Source organism: Curtobacterium sp. MCLR17_040 (genome assembly GCF_003234735.1).
GTDB classification, from domain to species: Bacteria; Actinomycetota; Actinomycetes; order Actinomycetales; family Microbacteriaceae; genus Curtobacterium; species Curtobacterium flaccumfaciens.
This window is the reverse complement of sequence record NZ_QKTE01000001.1, coordinates 178,174-195,482: the sequence shown is the minus strand read 5'-3', so window position 1 is coordinate 195,482 and position 17,309 is coordinate 178,174. Positions and strand designations below refer to the sequence as shown.

Annotated in this window: 16 protein-coding genes; all 16 read left to right on the top strand. The window is 71.8% G+C overall.

The features are described 5' to 3' along the window. Nucleotides 1–47: 47 nt before the first annotated feature. The 16 genes from DEJ01_RS00935 (at nucleotide 48) to DEJ01_RS00860 (ending at nucleotide 17,259) form a co-directional block, all read left to right on the top strand. Nucleotides 48–1,580: a sugar transferase gene (locus tag DEJ01_RS00935; RefSeq protein WP_111053867.1), complete on the top strand. Its 1,533-nt coding sequence runs from the start codon at nucleotides 48–50 to the stop codon at nucleotides 1,578–1,580. Between the two features lie 151 nt (nucleotides 1,581–1,731). Further along, nucleotides 1,732–2,016 carry a twin-arginine translocase TatA/TatE family subunit gene (gene tatA / locus DEJ01_RS00930; RefSeq protein ID WP_111029830.1) on the top strand — a complete coding sequence of 95 codons (285 nt, stop codon included), beginning with the start codon at nucleotides 1,732–1,734 and terminating at the stop codon, nucleotides 2,014–2,016. A 104-nt stretch (nucleotides 2,017–2,120) separates the two neighbouring features. Then, on the top strand, nucleotides 2,121–3,539 hold the full coding sequence (locus tag DEJ01_RS00925) for an MFS transporter (RefSeq protein ID WP_111091966.1): 1,419 nt from the start codon (nucleotides 2,121–2,123) through the stop codon (nucleotides 3,537–3,539). A 53-nt stretch (nucleotides 3,540–3,592) separates the two neighbouring features. Continuing rightward, nucleotides 3,593–5,761, top strand: coding sequence for an ATP-dependent Clp protease ATP-binding subunit (locus DEJ01_RS00920; protein WP_111091965.1), 2,169 nt, complete (start codon nucleotides 3,593–3,595; stop codon nucleotides 5,759–5,761). Between the two features lie 74 nt (nucleotides 5,762–5,835). Then, nucleotides 5,836–6,390 (top strand): DUF2231 domain-containing protein, encoded by a 555-nt coding sequence (locus DEJ01_RS00915; protein ID WP_071404319.1) that lies wholly within the window; start codon nucleotides 5,836–5,838, stop codon nucleotides 6,388–6,390. A gap of 46 nt (nucleotides 6,391–6,436) precedes the next feature. Then, nucleotides 6,437–7,090: a response regulator transcription factor gene (locus DEJ01_RS00910; RefSeq protein ID WP_111029730.1), complete on the top strand. Its 654-nt coding sequence runs from the start codon at nucleotides 6,437–6,439 to the stop codon at nucleotides 7,088–7,090. Further along, a complete protein-coding gene (locus DEJ01_RS00905; protein ID WP_111091964.1) occupies nucleotides 7,087–8,295 on the top strand; it encodes a HAMP domain-containing sensor histidine kinase in 1,209 nt (402 codons plus the stop codon). Before DEJ01_RS00910 ends, DEJ01_RS00905 begins: the two co-directional genes overlap by 4 nt. After that, nucleotides 8,292–8,822: a hypothetical protein gene (locus DEJ01_RS00900; protein ID WP_111039432.1), complete on the top strand. Its 531-nt coding sequence runs from the start codon at nucleotides 8,292–8,294 to the stop codon at nucleotides 8,820–8,822. The genes DEJ01_RS00905 and DEJ01_RS00900 overlap by 4 nt, the downstream gene beginning before the upstream one ends. Then, nucleotides 8,819–9,937 (top strand): peptidoglycan-binding protein, encoded by a 1,119-nt coding sequence (locus DEJ01_RS00895; protein ID WP_111091963.1) that lies wholly within the window; start codon nucleotides 8,819–8,821, stop codon nucleotides 9,935–9,937. The genes DEJ01_RS00900 and DEJ01_RS00895 overlap by 4 nt, the downstream gene beginning before the upstream one ends. Beyond that, a complete protein-coding gene (locus tag DEJ01_RS00890) occupies nucleotides 9,934–10,644 on the top strand; it encodes an ABC transporter ATP-binding protein (RefSeq protein ID WP_111091962.1) in 711 nt (236 codons plus the stop codon). The genes DEJ01_RS00895 and DEJ01_RS00890 overlap by 4 nt, the downstream gene beginning before the upstream one ends. Then, entirely contained in the window at nucleotides 10,641–11,828 is a 1,188-nt protein-coding gene (locus DEJ01_RS00885; RefSeq protein WP_181438317.1) for an ABC transporter permease, read from the top strand. Before DEJ01_RS00890 ends, DEJ01_RS00885 begins: the two co-directional genes overlap by 4 nt. A gap of 287 nt (nucleotides 11,829–12,115) precedes the next feature. After that, nucleotides 12,116–13,441, top strand: coding sequence for a sugar ABC transporter substrate-binding protein (locus tag DEJ01_RS00880; RefSeq protein WP_220038654.1), 1,326 nt, complete (start codon nucleotides 12,116–12,118; stop codon nucleotides 13,439–13,441). A gap of 3 nt (nucleotides 13,442–13,444) precedes the next feature. Next, the gene (locus DEJ01_RS00875; RefSeq protein ID WP_111091959.1) at nucleotides 13,445–14,482 is read left to right on the top strand and encodes a carbohydrate ABC transporter permease; all 1,038 of its coding nucleotides are present in this window, start codon (nucleotides 13,445–13,447) and stop codon (nucleotides 14,480–14,482) included. Beyond that, the gene (locus tag DEJ01_RS00870) at nucleotides 14,479–15,366 is read left to right on the top strand and encodes a carbohydrate ABC transporter permease (RefSeq protein ID WP_239001397.1); all 888 of its coding nucleotides are present in this window, start codon (nucleotides 14,479–14,481) and stop codon (nucleotides 15,364–15,366) included. Before DEJ01_RS00875 ends, DEJ01_RS00870 begins: the two co-directional genes overlap by 4 nt. 112 nt (nucleotides 15,367–15,478) lie before the next feature. Beyond that, nucleotides 15,479–16,267, top strand: a complete 789-nt coding sequence (locus DEJ01_RS00865) for a DeoR/GlpR family DNA-binding transcription regulator (protein WP_071404329.1) — start codon at nucleotides 15,479–15,481, stop codon at nucleotides 16,265–16,267. Further along, a complete protein-coding gene (locus tag DEJ01_RS00860; RefSeq protein WP_111091958.1) occupies nucleotides 16,264–17,259 on the top strand; it encodes a 1-phosphofructokinase family hexose kinase in 996 nt (331 codons plus the stop codon). Before DEJ01_RS00865 ends, DEJ01_RS00860 begins: the two co-directional genes overlap by 4 nt. The last annotated feature ends 50 nt before the right edge of the window (nucleotides 17,260–17,309 follow it).

Here is a 17,309-nt window from a genome sequence, read left to right as displayed (position 1 = left end):
CGGCGTCCGGTCGACCACCTCGTCGACCGGTCGACAGGAGGCCCCAGATGTCGCTCGCGATGCGCCCACCCACCGGGGCGGTGCCGACCGTGCTGCCCCCGACCGTGCCCGTGGCGTTCCCTTCCGGAGCTGCTCCGGCCACCGCGTCGCACCGGACGGTCGCTCCGGCGGGGGCACGCCGAGGGTTCGTCCCCGCACTGGCGCTGCTCGACCTCGTGCTGCTGCTCACCGCGTTCGTCATCGCCCACGTCGTGCGGTTCCCCTGGGAGCTCGCATCCGTCCGGCCGCGGTCGGGCTGGTTCGAGTTCGTCGTGGCCCCCGCCATCGTCGTGGTCTGGATGCTCCTCCTCTCGGTGTTCCGCACCCGCGACCCCCGGATCGCGGGCATCGGCGGCGACGAGTACCGCCGACTCGTCACCGCGAGCCTTGTCGCCATCGCGGGTGTCGCGGTCGTGGCGTACGCAGCGCAGCTCGACCTGGCCCGCGGGTACGTCGCGATCGCGTTCCCGCTGGGGCTCGCGTTCCTGGCGCTCGGTCGCAAGGGCGTCCGGACGGTTCTGGCCCGGAGCCGCGCCCGGGGTGAGCACCTGCAGGACGTCCTGATCGTCGGCGACGCCGAGGACGTCCGGTACGTGGGCGCGCGCATCGCCGCTGCGCCGAGTGCCGGCTACCGCGTGCGTGCCGTCGTCACGGACTGCGCTCCGGCCGGAGCCCAGGTCGACCTGGGGGCTGCGACGGCTCCGGTCGTCGGTGGCATCGATGACGTGCTCGCGCACGCGCGGGCCGAGGGCGTCTCGGCCGTCGTCGTCGCGGGTGCTGTCCGTGGTGGGCACGCCCGCCTCCGTCGCCTCGGGTGGCAGCTCGAGGAGCACGGCGTCGAGCTCGTGGTGTCCTCTCCCCTGGCCGACATCGCCGCCGGGCGGGTGCACGAGCGCCCCGTCGACGGGCTGCCGCTCATGCACGTCGAGACCCCCGACTACCGTCGCCGGATGGGCAAGCGGGCACTCGACGTCGTCGGCGCCGTGCTCGGCCTGACGTTGCTCTCCCCGGTCCTGGCCGCGGTCGCGCTGGCGGTCCGCGCCGGCGACGGCGGTCCGGTCTTCTTCCGGCAGGTCCGCGTCGGTCGCGGTGGCACGGAGTTCCCGATCCTGAAGTTCCGGACGATGTGCGTCGACGCCGAGGCGCGCATGGCTGCCCTGCAGTCCGAGAACCAGGGCGCCGGCCCGCTGTTCAAGATGCAGGACGACCCGCGGGTGACCCGGGTCGGTGCGTTCCTGCGACGGACCTCGCTCGACGAACTGCCGCAGCTGTGGAACGTCCTCACCGGTTCGATGAGCCTGGTCGGCCCCCGACCGGCCCTGCCCCGCGAGGTTGCGCTGTACGAGGACTTCGCCGACCGCCGGCTCCTCGTGACCCCGGGCATCACCGGCCTGTGGCAGGTCAGCGGCCGGTCGGACCTCGACTGGGCCGAAGGGGTGCGGCTCGACCTGCACTACGTCGAGAACTGGTCGTTCCTGCACGACCTCGTGATCCTCGCCCGCACCGTCCCGTCGGTGCTCCGGTCCCGGGGCGCGTACTGAGTCCTGCGCTTCCCTGGGCGAACGGTGTCCGTTCCGGGGGCTGGCCTGGGCATCCGGGGGCGGGGGAGTTACCATGGGGGGACACGGACTTCCGCCGCGGTGATCGACGACGATCAGCGGACGGCGACCAGTTCCAGATCAAGGAGTCATGATGATTGGTAACCTGACCGGCCTTCACCTGCTGATCATCCTCGGGATCGTCATCCTGCTGTTCGGCGCGACCAAGCTCCCGGCGCTCGCCAAGGGCCTCGGCCAGTCGATCAACATCTTCAAGAAGGAGATGTCCGACGACGAGAAGAAGGCCCAGGCCAACGGCACGGCTCCGGACGGCACCGTGCAGAACAGCACCGTCCAGAACGTCCCCGCCGAGCCCGCTGCCGGTCCGGTCCTGAACCCGGGGCCGACCGCGCAGCCGAACACCGACTCCCGGCGTTAGGACACCCAGCCCCGTCCTGTCGGAAGCCCCCGCGACCACTTCGGTCGCGGGGGCTTCGTCGTGCGGGATCGACCGCGGGGTGCCCGGTGCCGCAGGATGAGCACATGACCGCTCCCGTTCCTGTGCCGGCCCCCGTGCCGCACGGCGTCGCGCCGCTCCGGGACGACCGGCGGATCGTGCTGGTGGTGGCGATCCTGGCGTCGTTCGTCGTCGGGCTCGACTCGAGCGTCGTGAACGTCGCACTCCCCGCGATCCGGCAGGAGCTCGGCGGCGGACTCGTCGTGCAGCAGTGGGTCGTCGACGCGTACCTGGTGACCCTCGGCTCGCTCATCCTGGTCGCCGGCAGCCTGTCCGACCTGTTCGGCCGAGTCCGGATCATCACGTGGGGGCTCGTGGTCTTCGGCATCGCGTCCGTGGTGTGCGCGATCGCCCCGACCGGCGAGGTGCTCATCGTCGCCCGGGCGCTGCAGGGAGTCGGCGGGGCGCTCGTCATGCCGAGCGCGCTCGCCCTCATCGTCGCGGCGTTCCGCGGGGCGGCGCAGGCGAAGGCCATCGGCACGTGGACGGCGTGGTCGAGCGCGGCCACGATCCTCGGCCCCGTGGTCGGCGGGCTCGTGGTGGACGGCATCGGTTGGCGGTGGGTCTTCGTGCTCACCGCGGTGCCGATCGCCGTGACGATCCCGCTGGTCCTGCGCATCACCGGTGACGTGCACCCCGCTGTCCGCCCGCGCATCGACGTCGTCGGGGCCGTGCTCGCCGTGGTGGGTGTCGGCGGTGTCGTGCTCGGCCTCATCGAACAGGAGCGGCTCGGGTGGGGTGCACCCGTGGTGGTCGGCGCGCTCGTGCTCGGCGCCGCCGCACTGGTGGCGTTCGTGCCGTGGGAACTGCGGGTGACGCGGACCACGGGTTCGCCGCTCGTGCCGCTCGAGCTGTTCCGGGCGCGGAACTTCACGGTCGGCAACCTCGCGACGCTGTCCATCTACGGGGCCCTCGGCATGGTGTTCTTCGTCGTCACCCTGTTCCTGCAGGAGGTCTGGCGGTTCCCGGCCTGGCTCGCCGGCCTCGCGACGCTGCCGCCGACGATCATGCTGCTCGCGTTGTCCACCGCCGTCGGATCCGCGGCCGGTCGGTACGGCCCGCGGTGGTTCATGGCCGCGGGTCCGGCGGTCGGCGCGGTCGGGGCGCTCCTGCTGCTGCTCGCCGGCGACGACCCGAACGGCTACTGGTGGTCGGTGTTCCCCGGACTGGTGCTGATCGGCGTGGGCATCGCCCTGATGGTCACACCCCTGACCAGTGCGGTGCTCGGATCGGTGCCGCAGTCCGAGGCCGGGTCCGGTTCGGCCGTGAACAACGCGGTCGCGCGGATCGCCGGGCTCGTCACGGTGGCACTGGCCGGCGTGGTGCTCGGCGGTGAGGTGAGCGTCGACGGGCTGCACCGGGCCATGGTGGTGATGGCGCTCCTGCTGGCGGCCGGTGCCGTCGTCTGCGCCGTCGGGATCCGGAATGTCCCGGAGCGCACGTAAGTTGAGTGGAGTAGACTCAACTCCAGGACCACCGCAACGAAAGGACGGAACGCATGGCGAACCTCCAGGGCGCTCCTGACTCGCAAGAACGACAGAAGACCGCCCTCGAGCAGTACGGCATCGACCTCACGGCGATCGCCCGCAGCGGCAAGCTCGACCCCGTGATCGGCCGCGACTCCGAGATCCGGCGCGTCTCCCAGGTGCTCACGCGCCGAACCAAGAACAACCCCGTGCTCATCGGCGAGCCCGGCGTCGGCAAGACCGCCGTCGTCGAGGGGCTCGCGCAGCGCATCGTCGCCGGGGACGTCGCCGACTCCCTCAAGGACAAGCGGCTCATCTCGCTCGACATCTCCGCCCTCATCGCCGGCGCCAAGTACCGCGGCGAGTTCGAGGAGCGGCTCAAGGCCGTGCTCAAGGAGATCAACGACTCCGACGGGCAGGTCATCACGTTCATCGACGAGCTGCACACCCTGATGGGTGCCGGTGGCGGCGAGGGCTCCGTCGCGGCGTCGAACATGCTCAAGCCGATGCTCGCCCGCGGGGAACTCCGGCTCATCGGCGCGACGACCCTCGACGAGTACCGCGAGTACATCGAGAAGGACGCCGCGCTCGAGCGTCGCTTCCAGCAGGTCTACGTCGGTGAGCCGAGCGTCGAGGACGCCGTGGCGATCCTCCGCGGACTCAAGGAACGCTACGAGGCGCACCACAAGGTGACGATCAACGACTCCGCGCTGGTCGCGGCCGCGAGCCTGTCGAACCGGTACATCTCCGGCCGGCAGCTGCCCGACAAGGCCATCGACCTGATCGACGAGGCCGCGAGCCGACTCCGCATGGAGATCGACTCCAGCCCCGTCGAGATCGACGAGCTGAAGCGGAACGTCGACCGTCTGCGTGTCGAGGAGTTCGCGCTCAAGCAGGAGAAGGACGACGCCTCGAAGGCCCGCCTCGAGACCCTGCGCAACGAGCTGCGCACCCGCGAGGAACGGCTGGCCGAGCTCGAGCAGCGCTGGCAGGCCGAGCGCGCGAGCCTGAACCGGATCGGTGAGCTCAAGCAGCAGCTCGACGACCTGAACATGCGGTCGCAGCGAGCCCAGCGCGAGGCCGACTACGAACTCGTCTCCCGGCTGGAGTACGGCGAGAAGCCCCGAATCGAGGCCGAGCTCGCCGCCGCCGAACAGGCCGAGAGCGCCGACCGGATGGTGAACGACAGCGTCACCGACGAGGACATCGCCGCCGTCATCGCGCAGTGGACGGGCATCCCGCTCGGCCGACTGCTCCAGGGCGAGACCGAGAAGCTCCTGCACCTCGAGAGCGAGCTCGGCCGCCGGATCATCGGGCAGCGCACCGCCGTGACCACCGTGTCCGAGGCCGTCCGTCGCACCCGCGCCGGCATCTCCGACCCGGACCGCCCGACCGGTTCGTTCCTGTTCCTCGGCCCGACGGGTGTCGGCAAGACCGAGCTGGCCAAGGCGCTCGCCGAGTTCCTGTTCGACGACGAGAAGGCCCTCGTCCGCATCGACATGAGCGAGTACGGCGAGAAGCACTCCGTGGCCCGCCTGATCGGTGCCCCGCCCGGGTACGTCGGGTACGAGGCCGGTGGACAGCTCACCGAGGCGGTCCGCCGCCGTCCGTACTCGGTGATCCTGCTCGACGAGATCGAGAAGGCCCACCCCGAGGTGTTCGACGTGCTGCTCCAGGTGCTCGACGACGGCCGGCTGACCGACGGCCAGGGGCGCACCGTCGACTTCCGGAACACGATCCTCGTGCTCACGTCGAACCTGGGGTCGCAGTTCATGACGGACCTGTCCCTGAGCGACGTGCAGCGGGAAGAGGCGGTCCGTGAGCTCGTGCAGCAGGCGTTCCGGCCGGAGTTCATCAACCGCCTCGACGACATCGTGGTGTTCCAGGCCCTGACGGCCGACGACCTCGGGCAGATCGTGTCGCTCTACGTCGACCGGCTGGCCCGCCGTCTGACCGACCGCCGACTCGAGCTCGCCGTCACTCCCGAGGCACGCGGCTGGCTGGCCGAGCGTGGGTACGACCCGCTCTACGGTGCGCGGCCGCTCCGCCGCCTGATGCAGCGGCAGATCGACGACCGGTTGGCCCGCGCGATCCTGTCGGGTGACGTCCGTGACGGCGACACCGTCCGGGTGGACGTCGCGGCGGACGGCGACGGCCTGACGGTCGAGCCCTTCGAGCTGGCAGAGATCGTCGAGGAGTAGTCCACCAAGACGGACGGGAGGCCCGTCACCGGTTCCTGGGACCGGTGGCGGGCCGTTCGTCTACCGTCCACGGCATGCCTGAGATCCGCGCGATCCGTCGCCTCACCGACGCCGTCGAGCACGCGAGCGTGCTCGACAAGGCCGTCGACATCGACCGTGCCGTCGTGAACGCCCTCGCCAAGCCGAAGGCCCTGCGCCAGCTGCTGCACGGCGTGCCGTTCGGCCACCCGATCCACCCGCTCATGGTGCAGGTGCCCCTCGGCGCCTGGATCTCCGCCGCGGTGCTCGACCTGGTCGGCGGGAAGGGCAACGCGAAGGCCGCCAAGACCCTGGTCGGCGTCGGGGTCGTCTCGGCGAGCAGCGCCTCGGTCGCCGGCTACGTCGACTGGTCCGAACTGAACCGCGAGCAGCTCCGCACCGGATGGGTGCACCAGGCCGTGAACTGGACCGGCCTGTCGTTGTACGGCCTGTCGTGGCTGCAGCGGAAGCGCGGCAACCACGGCGCGGGCAAGCTGCTCGGCTTCGCGGGTCTCGCCGTCGTCAGTGTCGGCGGGTACCTCGGCGGACACCTGTCCTACCGGCAGCGTGCCGGCGTCAGTGACCACGGTGAGGTGCCGTTCGACGCCTGATCCGGTTTCCCAGGTCCGGCAAAGGTACGTCACGTGTGATGTATCGATGCGCGTACTCGTGGTGGACGACGAACGGGCCCTCGCCGACCTGGTCGCGACGGGCCTGACCCGGCAGGACATGGCGGTGGACGTCGCCTACCGCGGCGACGACGCCGACGAGCTGCTGGCGGTGCACGACTACGACGTCGTCGTGCTGGACCGTGACGTCCCCGGGCTGCACGGCGACGAGGTCGCACGGCGGCTCACCGCGCGCGGCGCGCTCACACGGATCCTCCTGCTCACCGCCGCGACGACGTTGAGCGACCGTGTGCACGGGCTCGAGCTCGGTGCCGACGACTACCTGACCAAGCCGTTCGAGTACCCGGAACTCGTCGCCCGGGTCCGCGCACTCGGTCGGCGGAGCGTCGCACCCGTCGCCCCGGTGCTCGAGCGTGCGGGGTTCGTCGTCGACACGAACCGGCGGATGGCCACGCGCGACGGACGGCCGCTCGACCTGACCTCGAAGGAACTCGGGGTGCTCGAGACCCTCCTCCGCGCGGACGGTCGGATCGTCTCCGCCGAGCACCTGCTCGAGAAGGTCTGGGACGTGAACACCGACCCGTTCACCGCCGCGGTCCGCGTGACGATGTCGAAGCTCCGCCGGAAGCTCGGGGACCCGGACCCGATCCGGACGGTGCCCGGCCAGGGCTACGCGCTGTGAGCCGGTGGGCCCGGGGCTGGAGCATCCGGACCCGGACGGCCCTGACGTTCGCGCTCGCGGCCATGGCGCTGGCGACCGGGGTCGTCGTCTTCACGAACACCATGTCGTTGGCCGGTGTCGGTGCCGGCCTCGACACCGCGGCCGTGCAGCGCCCGCCGTCCGGATCGCAGGGCGCCACGACCGCTCCGGCGCCGATCGAGGTCGACGGAACCGACGACGACGGTGCGGTGGCGGTGATCCGGCTCGTGGCCGTGCAGCAGTGGCAGTGGTCCGCGATCGGGATCGCGGGTGCCGGGCTCGCGGCCGGGGGCATCGGTTGGCTCGTCAGCCGCCGGGTCCTCCGGCCCATCGACCGGATCACCGCGACCACGAACCGCATCTCGGCGTCGAACCTGCACGAGCGCATCGCGCTGGACGGTCCCGACGACGAGCTCCGGCGGCTCTCGCGCACCGTCGACGACCTGCTGGCCCGCCTGGAGACCGCGTTCGAGAGCCAGCGCCGGTTCGTCGCCCAGGCGTCCCACGAACTCCGGACGCCCCTGGCGGTGCAGCGCGCGGCGGTGCAGATCGGCCTGCACGACGACGCCGACCCCGCGGAGGTCCGAGCGGTCCGGGCGGAGCTGCTGGAGCAGAACCGCCGCACCGAGCGGTTGGTCGAGTCGTTGCTCGTGCTCGCCGAGGCCGATCGTGGCCTTGCGGGCGCGACGCGTGCGGTCGACCTCGACGAGGTGACCGCCGAGGTCGTCGCGGGGTCGGCCCGGGACGCGGCCGAGACGGGGGTGACGCTGACCCACGAGCGCCGCACCGGGCCTCCCGGCCTGGTCGTCCCGGGGGAGCCGACGCTGCTGCGGCAGCTGCTCGGCAACCTGGTCGGCAACGCCGTCGAGTACAACGAACCCGGCGGCGCCGTCCTGGTGACCACGGAGCCGGACGGGTTCGTCGTCGAGAACGGTGGACCGGTGGTGCCGGCGGACGAGGCGGGGCTGCTCGTGGAGCCGTTCCGCCGCGGCGGGACCGACGGCGCACGCGGCCAGCACAGCGGTCTCGGGCTGTCGATCGTGGCCGCGATCGTGCACGCGCACGGGTGGCGACTGTCGATCGCCGCACGGCCGACCGGCGGGCTGCTCGTCCGGGTCCGTGTTTCGTCGGTGCAACCCGACGTGCACGCGGGGCGAAACAGCCGTTCCGGTGTGCTGGAGGCATGAACCACACCACGAAGACGACCACTCGGCGCACCCGGTCCCTGATGAGCGCGGCCGCCGCCGTCGTCCTGCTGCCCCTGTTCCTGGTCGGCTGCTCGGACGCGTCACCGGACGCGTCACCGGACGCCGGCGGGACTGCGGCGTCCGGCGGTGCGGCACCCGGCGTCGCCCTCGCCGAGTGCATGCGCGACCGCGGCTACGACATGCCCGACCCGGGCACCGGCGGTGGCTCGATGCAGCTCAGCGCACCCGACGGCGTCGACCCCGAGCAGTACCAGGAGGACCTCAAGGGCTGCCTCGACGACTCCGCAGCGGCCGGTGACGCGCAGGCCGCGCAACCGATGCCGGGCAGCGAGGAGATCGCGAGGAAGACGGCGGAGTGCCTGCGGGAGCAGGGGTTCCCGGACTTCCCGGACGACCAGGAGGCGCAGAACCGGTTCCAGCCCGACGACCAAGAGGCGTTCGACGAGGCCGCCCACACCTGCACCGACGCGGCCTTCGAGGCCGTCCAGGGCGGAGCCGGGTCGTGACCCACCGTCGCGTCCGTCGCCGGGTGATCGTGTCGGTGTGCCTCGTCGCGGCGGTGGCCGCGGGGGCCGGGACGTGGGCCCTCGCCACGGTGCCGAGCGGTCCGGGAGCCTCGGCCAGCAGCGGGTCGCGCGGCGGGACCGCGTCGACCGGAGCCACCGCCACGGTCACGCGCGGCGACCTGACCGACTCGAAGGTGTTCGCCGGGACGCTCGGGTACGGCGCGGGGAGGGGGGTCCCCGGTGCCGCCGCCGGCACGATCACCTGGCTGCCCCGTGCGGGTGACGTCATCGAACGCGACGGGGCCCTGTACGCCGTCGACGAGCGGGACGTCCGTGCGATGTACGGCACCGTGCCGCTCTGGCGGGACCTTCAGCGTGGGCTGCAGGGCGCCGACGTGCGGCAGCTCAACGAGAACCTGGCCGCGCTCGGGTACGACGTGTCCGTGGACGACCGGTTCGGTCCACGGACCGCGCGAGCCGTCCGGCAGTGGCAGCAGGACCGCGGACACGAGATGACGGGGGTGCTGACGGCGGACGACGTCGCGTTCGTGGACGGCGCGGTCCGGGTCGCCTCGGTCGACGGTCGGCTCGGCGAACTGATCGCCGGCGGAGCGGGCGCAGGGGCGGGGGCCGGTGGCGCTGGTGCCGGCGCGGGTGCGGCGGCCGACGTCCTGCAGGTCACGAGCACCCGGCGTGTCGTCACGGCGACCGTTCCCCAGCGCGACGCGGAGCGGCTCGCGGTCGGCACCGACGTCGAGGTCCGGGTGAACGGTGCCGGGGCGGCGATGCCCGGTTCCGTCGTCGACGTGCAGCCGACGACGAGCGAGGACGGCGGCACGGCCGTCGACGTCTCGGTGTCGTTCGACCCCGGGAAGCGCACGTTGCCCGCGGCAGCCTCCGCGCAGGTCGATGCGAAGGGCACCACCGAGCACGACGTCCTGTCCGTGCCGGTCGCCGCACTCGTCGCGGGCGCCGGTGGTCGGTACGCCGTCGACGTCGTGCAGCGGGACGGCACGACGGAGCGGGTTCGGGTCGAGCCCGGCTTCAGCGCGGACGGACGGATCGCGGTCACGGGTGACCTGGCCGCCGGCGACCGCGTGGTGGTGCCCGGATGAACGCCGCCGTGCTGCCACCCGCCGCCGTGCTGCCATCCGCCGCCGTGCTGTCGCTCCGGGACGTCACGAAGACCTACGGGGACGTCGGAGCCCTGCGCGGGGTGTCGCTCGAGGTCACCGCCGGCGAACTCGTCGCGGTCGTCGGCCCGTCGGGCTCGGGCAAGTCGACGATGCTCAACGTCGTCGGGACCCTCGACCGTCCCACGTCCGGCACGGTGACGATCGCCGGCAACGACGTCGCGACGATGTCCGACGACGCCCTGTCCGGACTCCGTGCTGACCACATCGGGTTCGTCTTCCAGCACTTCCACCTGCAGGCCGGCGCGACCGCCACCGAGAACGTCGCCGACGGCCTGCTCTACCAGGGCGTGCCCCGGCGCGAGCGGCAGCGGCTGGCGGTCGAGGCCTTGGGACGAGTGGGCCTGGCGCACCGGGTGGACCACCGACCGCACCAGCTCTCCGGCGGGGAGCGCCAACGCGTCGCCATCGCGCGGGCCGTCGTCGGCGACCCGACGATCCTGCTCGCCGACGAACCGACGGGTGCGCTCGACACAGCGTCCGGTGCCGCGGTGGTCGAGCTCCTGCGCGAGCTCAACGCGGCGGGCACGACGGTCGTGGTCATCACGCACGACCTGGACCTGGCGGCGTCGCTGCCACGACAGGTCCGGATGCGCGACGGCATGATCGAGCCCGAGGTCACCCGATGAGTCGGCGTCGGTCCGTGGGCGCGGTCGACCTGCTCCGCCTCGGCGTCTTCGGGCTGCGGACCCGGCCCGGACGTGTCGTGCTGTCGGCGCTGGGCGTCGCGATCGGCATCGCGGCGATGCTCGCGGTCGTCGGGATCTCGTCGTCGAGCAAGGCGAAGGTCGACCAGGTGCTCGACACGCTCGGCACGAACGTGCTCACCCTCACCCAGGCGCAGGGCCTCGGCGAACCGGTCCCGTTGCCGTCCACCGCACTCGAGTCGGTGCTGCGGCAGGACGACGTCGAGTCGGCCGCCGCCGTCGGCACCGTGCCGGACACCGGCGTGTACCGGAACGACCACGTCCCGGCTCCCGAGACGAAGGGCCTCGGGGTGCTCGCCGCGTGGGGCGACGTGCCACGGGTCCTCGGCGGGCAGCTCGCAGCCGGGCGGTGGATCGACGACGCCGCCGGGGCGCCGCCGCAGGTCGTGCTGGGGGCACGGGCAGCCGCGGTCCTCGGCATGGAGGACCTGCATCCGGACAGCCGGGTCTGGATCGGCGGGCGGTGGGTGCAGGTGGTCGGGGTGCTCGACCCCGTCGCGCTCGCCGAGGACCTCGACTCGCGGGTGTTCGTGCCCCGCGGGTTCGCCGGGCAGCTGGGCTTCGACGGGGCCCCGACCGCGGTCTACACGCGCGTCGACCCGGCGCACGTCGAACGGTCGAGGGACCTGCTCGCCGGTGCGGTCCGACCCGGGGCACCGCAGGACGTCGGCGTGACACGGCCGTCGGACGCGTTGGCCGCGAAGGACGCCACGGACGACTCCTTCACCGGGCTGCTGGTCGGCATCGGCGGGGTGGCCCTGCTCGTCGGGGGCATCGGGGTGGCGAACACGATGGTGATCACCGTCCTGGAACGCCGCGCCGAGGTCGGCGTCCGCCGTGCGCTGGGGGCCCGTCGTCGGAGCATCCGCGACCAGTTCCTGGTCGAGTCGTTGCTGCTGTCGTTCCTGGGCGGCTTGGCCGGCGTCGTGCTCGGCGTCGCGGTGACGGTCGTCTTCGCCGTCACGCGGGGCTGGCCGGTCGCACTGCCGGTGTGGGCCGTCGTCGGGGGACTCGGTGCCACGGTCGTGATCGGCGGGGTCTCCGGGCTCTACCCGGCGGCACGCGCGGCGCGGATCCCGCCGACGTCCGCCCTGGCGGCCGTCTGACGCGTGCGGTGGACGCGCGCACTGGAGGCCCCGTGCCGGTCCGGCGGACCGGCACCGGGCCTCCAGACGGTCGCTTCCCCACACCGGACGCAAGTCGCAGATCATGCCTGGTCATGACCACCTGGTCAAGCATCTGCGTCGATCTGTTCGACATCCGTGATGCCCCGGAAACACGCGGATCGAAAGCGGTCACAGGGACCGATCCAACGGTTGACAAGGGGCCGTGCAGGGTCTTCTATTGCGAATACGCAACGTCCTTTCATAAAGGTCGGACCAAGGGAGTCATCGTGACACGAACGCGTTTCGCCGCACTCGGTGCGCTCGCCCTCGCAGGCGCGCTCGCCCTCACCGGGTGCTCCGCCGGGAGCAACGCCGCTTCCGACGGCGGCACGAAGTCCATCGGCACACCCGATGGCAAGGGCAAGACCATCACCGTCTGGATGATGAACGGCGACCTGAGCGACAAGGTGCTCGACGCCGCCGGCAAGCAGTTCACCGCCGACACCGGGGCGAAGGTGAAGATCCAGACCCAGCAGTGGGACGGGATCACCACCAAGCTCACCACGGCGCTCGCGCAGAGCGACGCCCCCGACGTCGTCGACCTCGGCAACACGCAGGTGCCGGTCTACGCGGCAGCCGGCGGGTTGACCGACCTGACGCCGTACCGCGACGAGCTCAAGGACGGCCAGACCTGGCTCACCGGGCTCGAGGGCCCCGCCACCGTCGACGGCAAGCTCTACGGGGCGCCGCTGTTCGCCGGCAACCGAGCCGTGGTCTACGACAAGCAGGTCTGGAAGGACGCCGGCGTGACCGACGTGCCGACCACCTACGACGAGCTCACCGCCGACCTCGACAAGGTCAAGGCCGCCAACCCGGCCAGTGACTTCTCCGCCTTCTACATGCCCGGGCAGTACTGGTACGGCGGGCTGCAGTGGGTCTGGGACGCCGGCGGCGAGATCGCCACGGACAAGGGCGGCAAGTGGACCGGCACGCTCGATTCCGCGGACGCGGTCAAGGGGCTGACCGCCTGGAAGGACTTCCAGAACACGTACTCGGCGAAGTCCACCCAGGACATCAACACCGACAAGCCCTCGCAGAGCGACGTCTTCGCACAGGGCAACACCTCGGCGTTCCTCGGGTCCGCCTGGGAGATCGGCTCGATCACCACGGCGAAGCCGGAGCTCGCCGATCGCATCGGCACGTTCCCGATGCCGTCGTCCACGGCGGGGAAGACGCAGCCGGTGTTCCTCGGTGGCTCCGACCTGGGGATCCCGGCCAAGGCGAAGAACCAGGAGCTCGCGCTCTACTACCTGAAGATCCTGACCTCGAAGGAGTTCCAGCAGGACCAGGTGTTCGGGGTCGACGGCTGGGAGCCGAACTCCACCGAGCTGCTCGACGCGGTCGCCGGCGACGTCGACGAGCTGCACAAGCCGTACTTCGAGGCGGCCGGTACGAGCCGACCGACCCCGGCCACCCCGGGCTGGGCCACCATCGAGGGTGACGCCTCGTTCCAGTCGATGTTCGCCGACGTCGCCACCGGCCGGAAGTCGCCGGAGCAGGCCGCCGAGGGCTTCTCGAAGCACCTCACGACCGCGCTGAACGCGCAGCCGTAGGCGATGACGTCCACTGCGGAGCCGGTGACCGACGCGGAGCAGTCCGCGCCGGTCACCGGCGGGCGGGCCGACGGGCAGGCTGGCGGGCCGGTTCAGGGTCCGTCGCGGAGTTCCCGTCGAGGCGGGCGGGGCACGGGTCGTCGGTCGCCGGTCGGGTCGCGGGCGCCGCTCGTCCTGCTGGCCCCGGCGGCACTGCTGCTCCTGGCCCTCGTCGTCTACCCGCTCGTCCGGCTCGTCGTCATCTCGTTCCAGGACTACGGGCTGCGGGCGATCTTCACCGGGCAGGCCGGGTTCACCGGGCTGACGAACTACACGGACGTCCTGACCGACGCGTCGTTCTGGCCGGTCATCCTGCGCACCGTGCTCGTGACGGGCGCGATGGTCCTAGGCACGATCGTCATCGGCATGGGGGTGGCGCAGCTGCTCACCCGTCTCGGGGTCGCGATGCGCACGGTCGTCAGCGTCGTGCTCGTGCTGGCCTGGGCGATGCCGAACGTGGCCTCGAGCCTGGTCTGGCAGTGGCTCTTCCAGCCGTTCTACGGCGTGCTCAACTGGCTCATCACGCAGCTGCGGGTGTTCGGGGACCACACGCAGGACAACTGGGCGTCGCACCCGGGGCAGGCGTACACGATCGTGCTGACGCTCGTCATCTGGCAGGCCGTGCCGTTCGTGGCGCTGACGCTGTACGCCGCACAGTCCCAGATCGCGCCGGAGTACTACGAGGCCGGTGCGCTCGACGGGGCCTCGGTGTGGACGATGTACCGCGCGATCACGCTGCCGGCCCTCGCGCCGACGCTGCTGCTCGTGTCGATCCTGTCGGTGATCTGGGACTTCAACGTCTTCAACCAGATCTGGCTGCTCACCCGCGGCGGACCGGAGGAGGCCACGCTGACCCTCGGCATCTGGACCTTCGTGCAGTCGTTCGTGTCCAACGCCTACGGGCAGGGCGCGGCGATCGCCGTGATCTCGACCCTGATCCTCGGGGTGCTCACCAGCTACTACATCCGCCGGCTCGTCCGCAGCGGTGAGGAGGACCTGTGACCGTCTCGAGAACGGCGCCCCGCGCGGGCAGCGTCTCCGCGCCGGGCCCCGTGCGGGTGCGCAAACGCAAGCCGCGCATCGTCGCGAACACCATCGCCGTGGTGTTCTGCCTGGTCTGGGTGTTCCCGATCTACTGGATGGTGAACACGGCCTTCAAGCCCGCCGACGAGGTCACCACGATGACCCCGATCTGGGCGCCGCTGCACCCGACGCTCGACAACTTCACGCGGGCGCTCACGCAGGAGGGCTTCCTCGTCTACCTGCGGAACTCCACCATCGTCGTGGTGGCGGCCGTACTGCTGTCGATCGTCGTCGGGTTCCTGGCGTCGGCGGCACTGTCGCGGTTCCGGTTCCGCGGACGGCGGGCGATCCTGGTCGCGATCCTGTTCGTGCAGATGATCCCGTCGGGCGCACTGCTCATCCCGCTCTTCCTGTCGTTCCAGACCCTGGGGCTGCTGAACAGCTACGTCGGGCTGATCCTGGCGTACGTGGCGAGCGTGCTGCCGTTCTCGATCTGGGTGATGCGCGGCTTCTTCGTGGCCGTCCCCGTCGAGATCGAAGAGGCCGCGAAGGTCGACGGCGCCGGCACCTTCCGGATCCTGTGGAGCGTGCTGTTCCCGCTCGTCATGCCCGGGGTCATCGCCACGAGCGTGTTCGCGTTCATCGCGGCGTGGAACGACTACCTGATCGCGTACGTGATGCTCAAGGACCAGGGGATGTACACGCTGCCGGTCTGGCTCGCCGGGTTCTCGACGAACAAGGGCACGGACTTCGGTGGGTTGATGGCGGCGAGCGTGCTGTTCTCGATCCCGGTCGTGGTGTTCTTCCTCATCGTGCAGCGCCGGCTGGTCAGCGGGATGACGGCGGGTGCCGTGAAGGGGTAGCGCTCGGACGACCGACACCTGTGGACGTGTCGGTTGCGTGACGGAACGGTTGCGTTCTTGTGGGTTTCAGACGTACAGTGCTCGAAACCCAACGGAACGAAGGAGTTCGGGCATGTACGCAACCGAGCGGCACACCGCCATCGCCGCCGAGCTGCAGTCCGCCGGTCGCGTGTCGGTCGCCGGTCTGGCCGAGCACTTCGACGTCACCACCGAGACCGTTCGCCGTGACCTCGACGCCCTCGAGTCCGCCGGGGTCCTGCGCCGGGTGCACGGGGGAGCGGTCCCCGTCGGCCGCTCGAGCGTCGTCGAACTCAGCGTCGCCGAGCGCGAGGGGCAGCACGGCACCGCGAAGTCCGCCATCGCCCGCGCCGCGATGCGCCTGGTGCCGCCGACCTTCACCGGCTCGATCGCCCTCGACGCCGGCACCACCTGCGCCGCCGTCGCCTCCGAGCTCGCCCGCTGGGAGCCCGAGGTCGCCGGCTCGACGATCACCGTCATCACGAACTCGGTGCCGATCGCCGCGACCCTGCAGCACAGCGAGCACCTCGAACTGCACCTGCTCGGCGGCCGCGTGCGTGGCGTCACGAGCGCCGCGGTCGGCACGGCCACCGTCGAGCAGATCGGCGCGCTCCGGCCCGACGTGGCGTTCATCGGCACGAACGGCCTGTCCGCCGGCTTCGGTCTGAGCACCCCGGACGAGTACGAGGCCGCCGTGAAGGGCGCCTACGTGCTCGCCGCCCGACGGGCCGTGGTGCTCGCCGACGCCGCCAAGCACGGCGTGGAGGCCCTGATGCGGTTCGCGCGCCTGGACGAGATCGACACGCTCGTCACCGACGAACAGCCCCCGGCCGACCTCGCCGGTGCGCTCGCCGACGCCGACGTCGAGGTGGTCGTCGCATGAACGCCCGCATCGTCACGGTCACCCCCAACCCGTCCCTCGACCGCACGATCGAGCTCGCCGGCGAACTGCAGCGCGGCGCCGTCCAGCGTGCGACCCGGTCCACCGCGGAACCCGGCGGCAAGGGCGTCAACGTCTCCCGCGTGGTCGTCGCGAGCGGTGGGGACACCGTCGCCGTCCTGCCCGGCGACGAGCTCGACCCGGTGCTGCTCGGCCTGGCCACCCGCGGCATCCCGACGGCCGCGCTGGCGATCGGGGCGCCCCTCCGCTCGAACGTCACCGTGACCGAACCGACCGGCACCACGACGAAGCTCAACGAACCCGGCCCCTCGCTCGCCGGCCGCCTCGACGACCTCGCCGCCCTGGTCGCCGACACCGCCGCTGCGACCGCCACCGGCCCCGCCGCCCGCTGGGTCGTGGTCGCCGGGTCGCTGCCGCCCGGTCTGCCCGACGACGCACTCGCCGTGCTCGTCCGGGCCGTCCGTGCCCGCCACGGTGCCGACGTCCGGATCGCCGTCGACTCGTCCGGGGTGCCGTTCACCGCGCTGCTGCAGTCGGGCGAACGGATCGACCTGGTGAAGCCGAACGCCGAGGAACTCGCCGAGGTCGTCGGCGGCGACCCCGAGGAGTACGAGCGCGACCTCGACGCCGCGGTGGCCGGAGCCCAGCGGCTGCGGCGGAAGAACGTCGGCACGGTCCTGCTCACCCTGGGCAGCGCCGGCGCCGTGCTGGTCTCAGACGAGGGGGCCTTCGCCGCCGCCGCACCGAAGATCGTCGCCCGGTCGACCGTCGGAGCGGGGGACTCCTCCCTCGCCGGCTACCTGCTCGCCGAGGTCGCCGGAGCCGCACCCGAGCAGCGTCTCGCACAGGCCGTCGCCACCGGTGCCGCGGCCGCAGCACTGCCCGGCAGCGACGTGCCGGCACTCGACCACACCGACCCGACGGCGGTCTCCGTCCGGGTGCTCGACACGCACCCGGCCCCCGAACCCGCCTGATGCCCTCCCCACCCCGCCCGACCACCCCACGAACACCTGCACCACCGCGC

Coding starts and splice junctions, on each gene's coding strand:
- DEJ01_RS00935 (WP_111053867.1), top strand. CDS start 48: ATGTCGCTCGCGATGCGCCCACCCACCGGGGCGGTGCCGACCGTGCTG.
- tatA (WP_111029830.1), top strand. CDS start 1,732: ATGATTGGTAACCTGACCGGCCTTCACCTGCTGATCATCCTCGGGATC.
- DEJ01_RS00925 (WP_111091966.1), top strand. CDS start 2,121: ATGACCGCTCCCGTTCCTGTGCCGGCCCCCGTGCCGCACGGCGTCGCG.
- DEJ01_RS00920 (WP_111091965.1), top strand. CDS start 3,593: ATGGCGAACCTCCAGGGCGCTCCTGACTCGCAAGAACGACAGAAGACC.
- DEJ01_RS00915 (WP_071404319.1), top strand. CDS start 5,836: ATGCCTGAGATCCGCGCGATCCGTCGCCTCACCGACGCCGTCGAGCAC.
- DEJ01_RS00910 (WP_111029730.1), top strand. CDS start 6,437: ATGCGCGTACTCGTGGTGGACGACGAACGGGCCCTCGCCGACCTGGTC.
- DEJ01_RS00900 (WP_111039432.1), top strand. CDS start 8,292: ATGAACCACACCACGAAGACGACCACTCGGCGCACCCGGTCCCTGATG.
- DEJ01_RS00890 (WP_111091962.1), top strand. CDS start 9,934: ATGAACGCCGCCGTGCTGCCACCCGCCGCCGTGCTGCCATCCGCCGCC.
- DEJ01_RS00885 (WP_181438317.1), top strand. CDS start 10,641: ATGAGTCGGCGTCGGTCCGTGGGCGCGGTCGACCTGCTCCGCCTCGGC.
- DEJ01_RS00875 (WP_111091959.1), top strand. CDS start 13,445: ATGACGTCCACTGCGGAGCCGGTGACCGACGCGGAGCAGTCCGCGCCG.
- DEJ01_RS00865 (WP_071404329.1), top strand. CDS start 15,479: ATGTACGCAACCGAGCGGCACACCGCCATCGCCGCCGAGCTGCAGTCC.
- DEJ01_RS00860 (WP_111091958.1), top strand. CDS start 16,264: ATGAACGCCCGCATCGTCACGGTCACCCCCAACCCGTCCCTCGACCGC.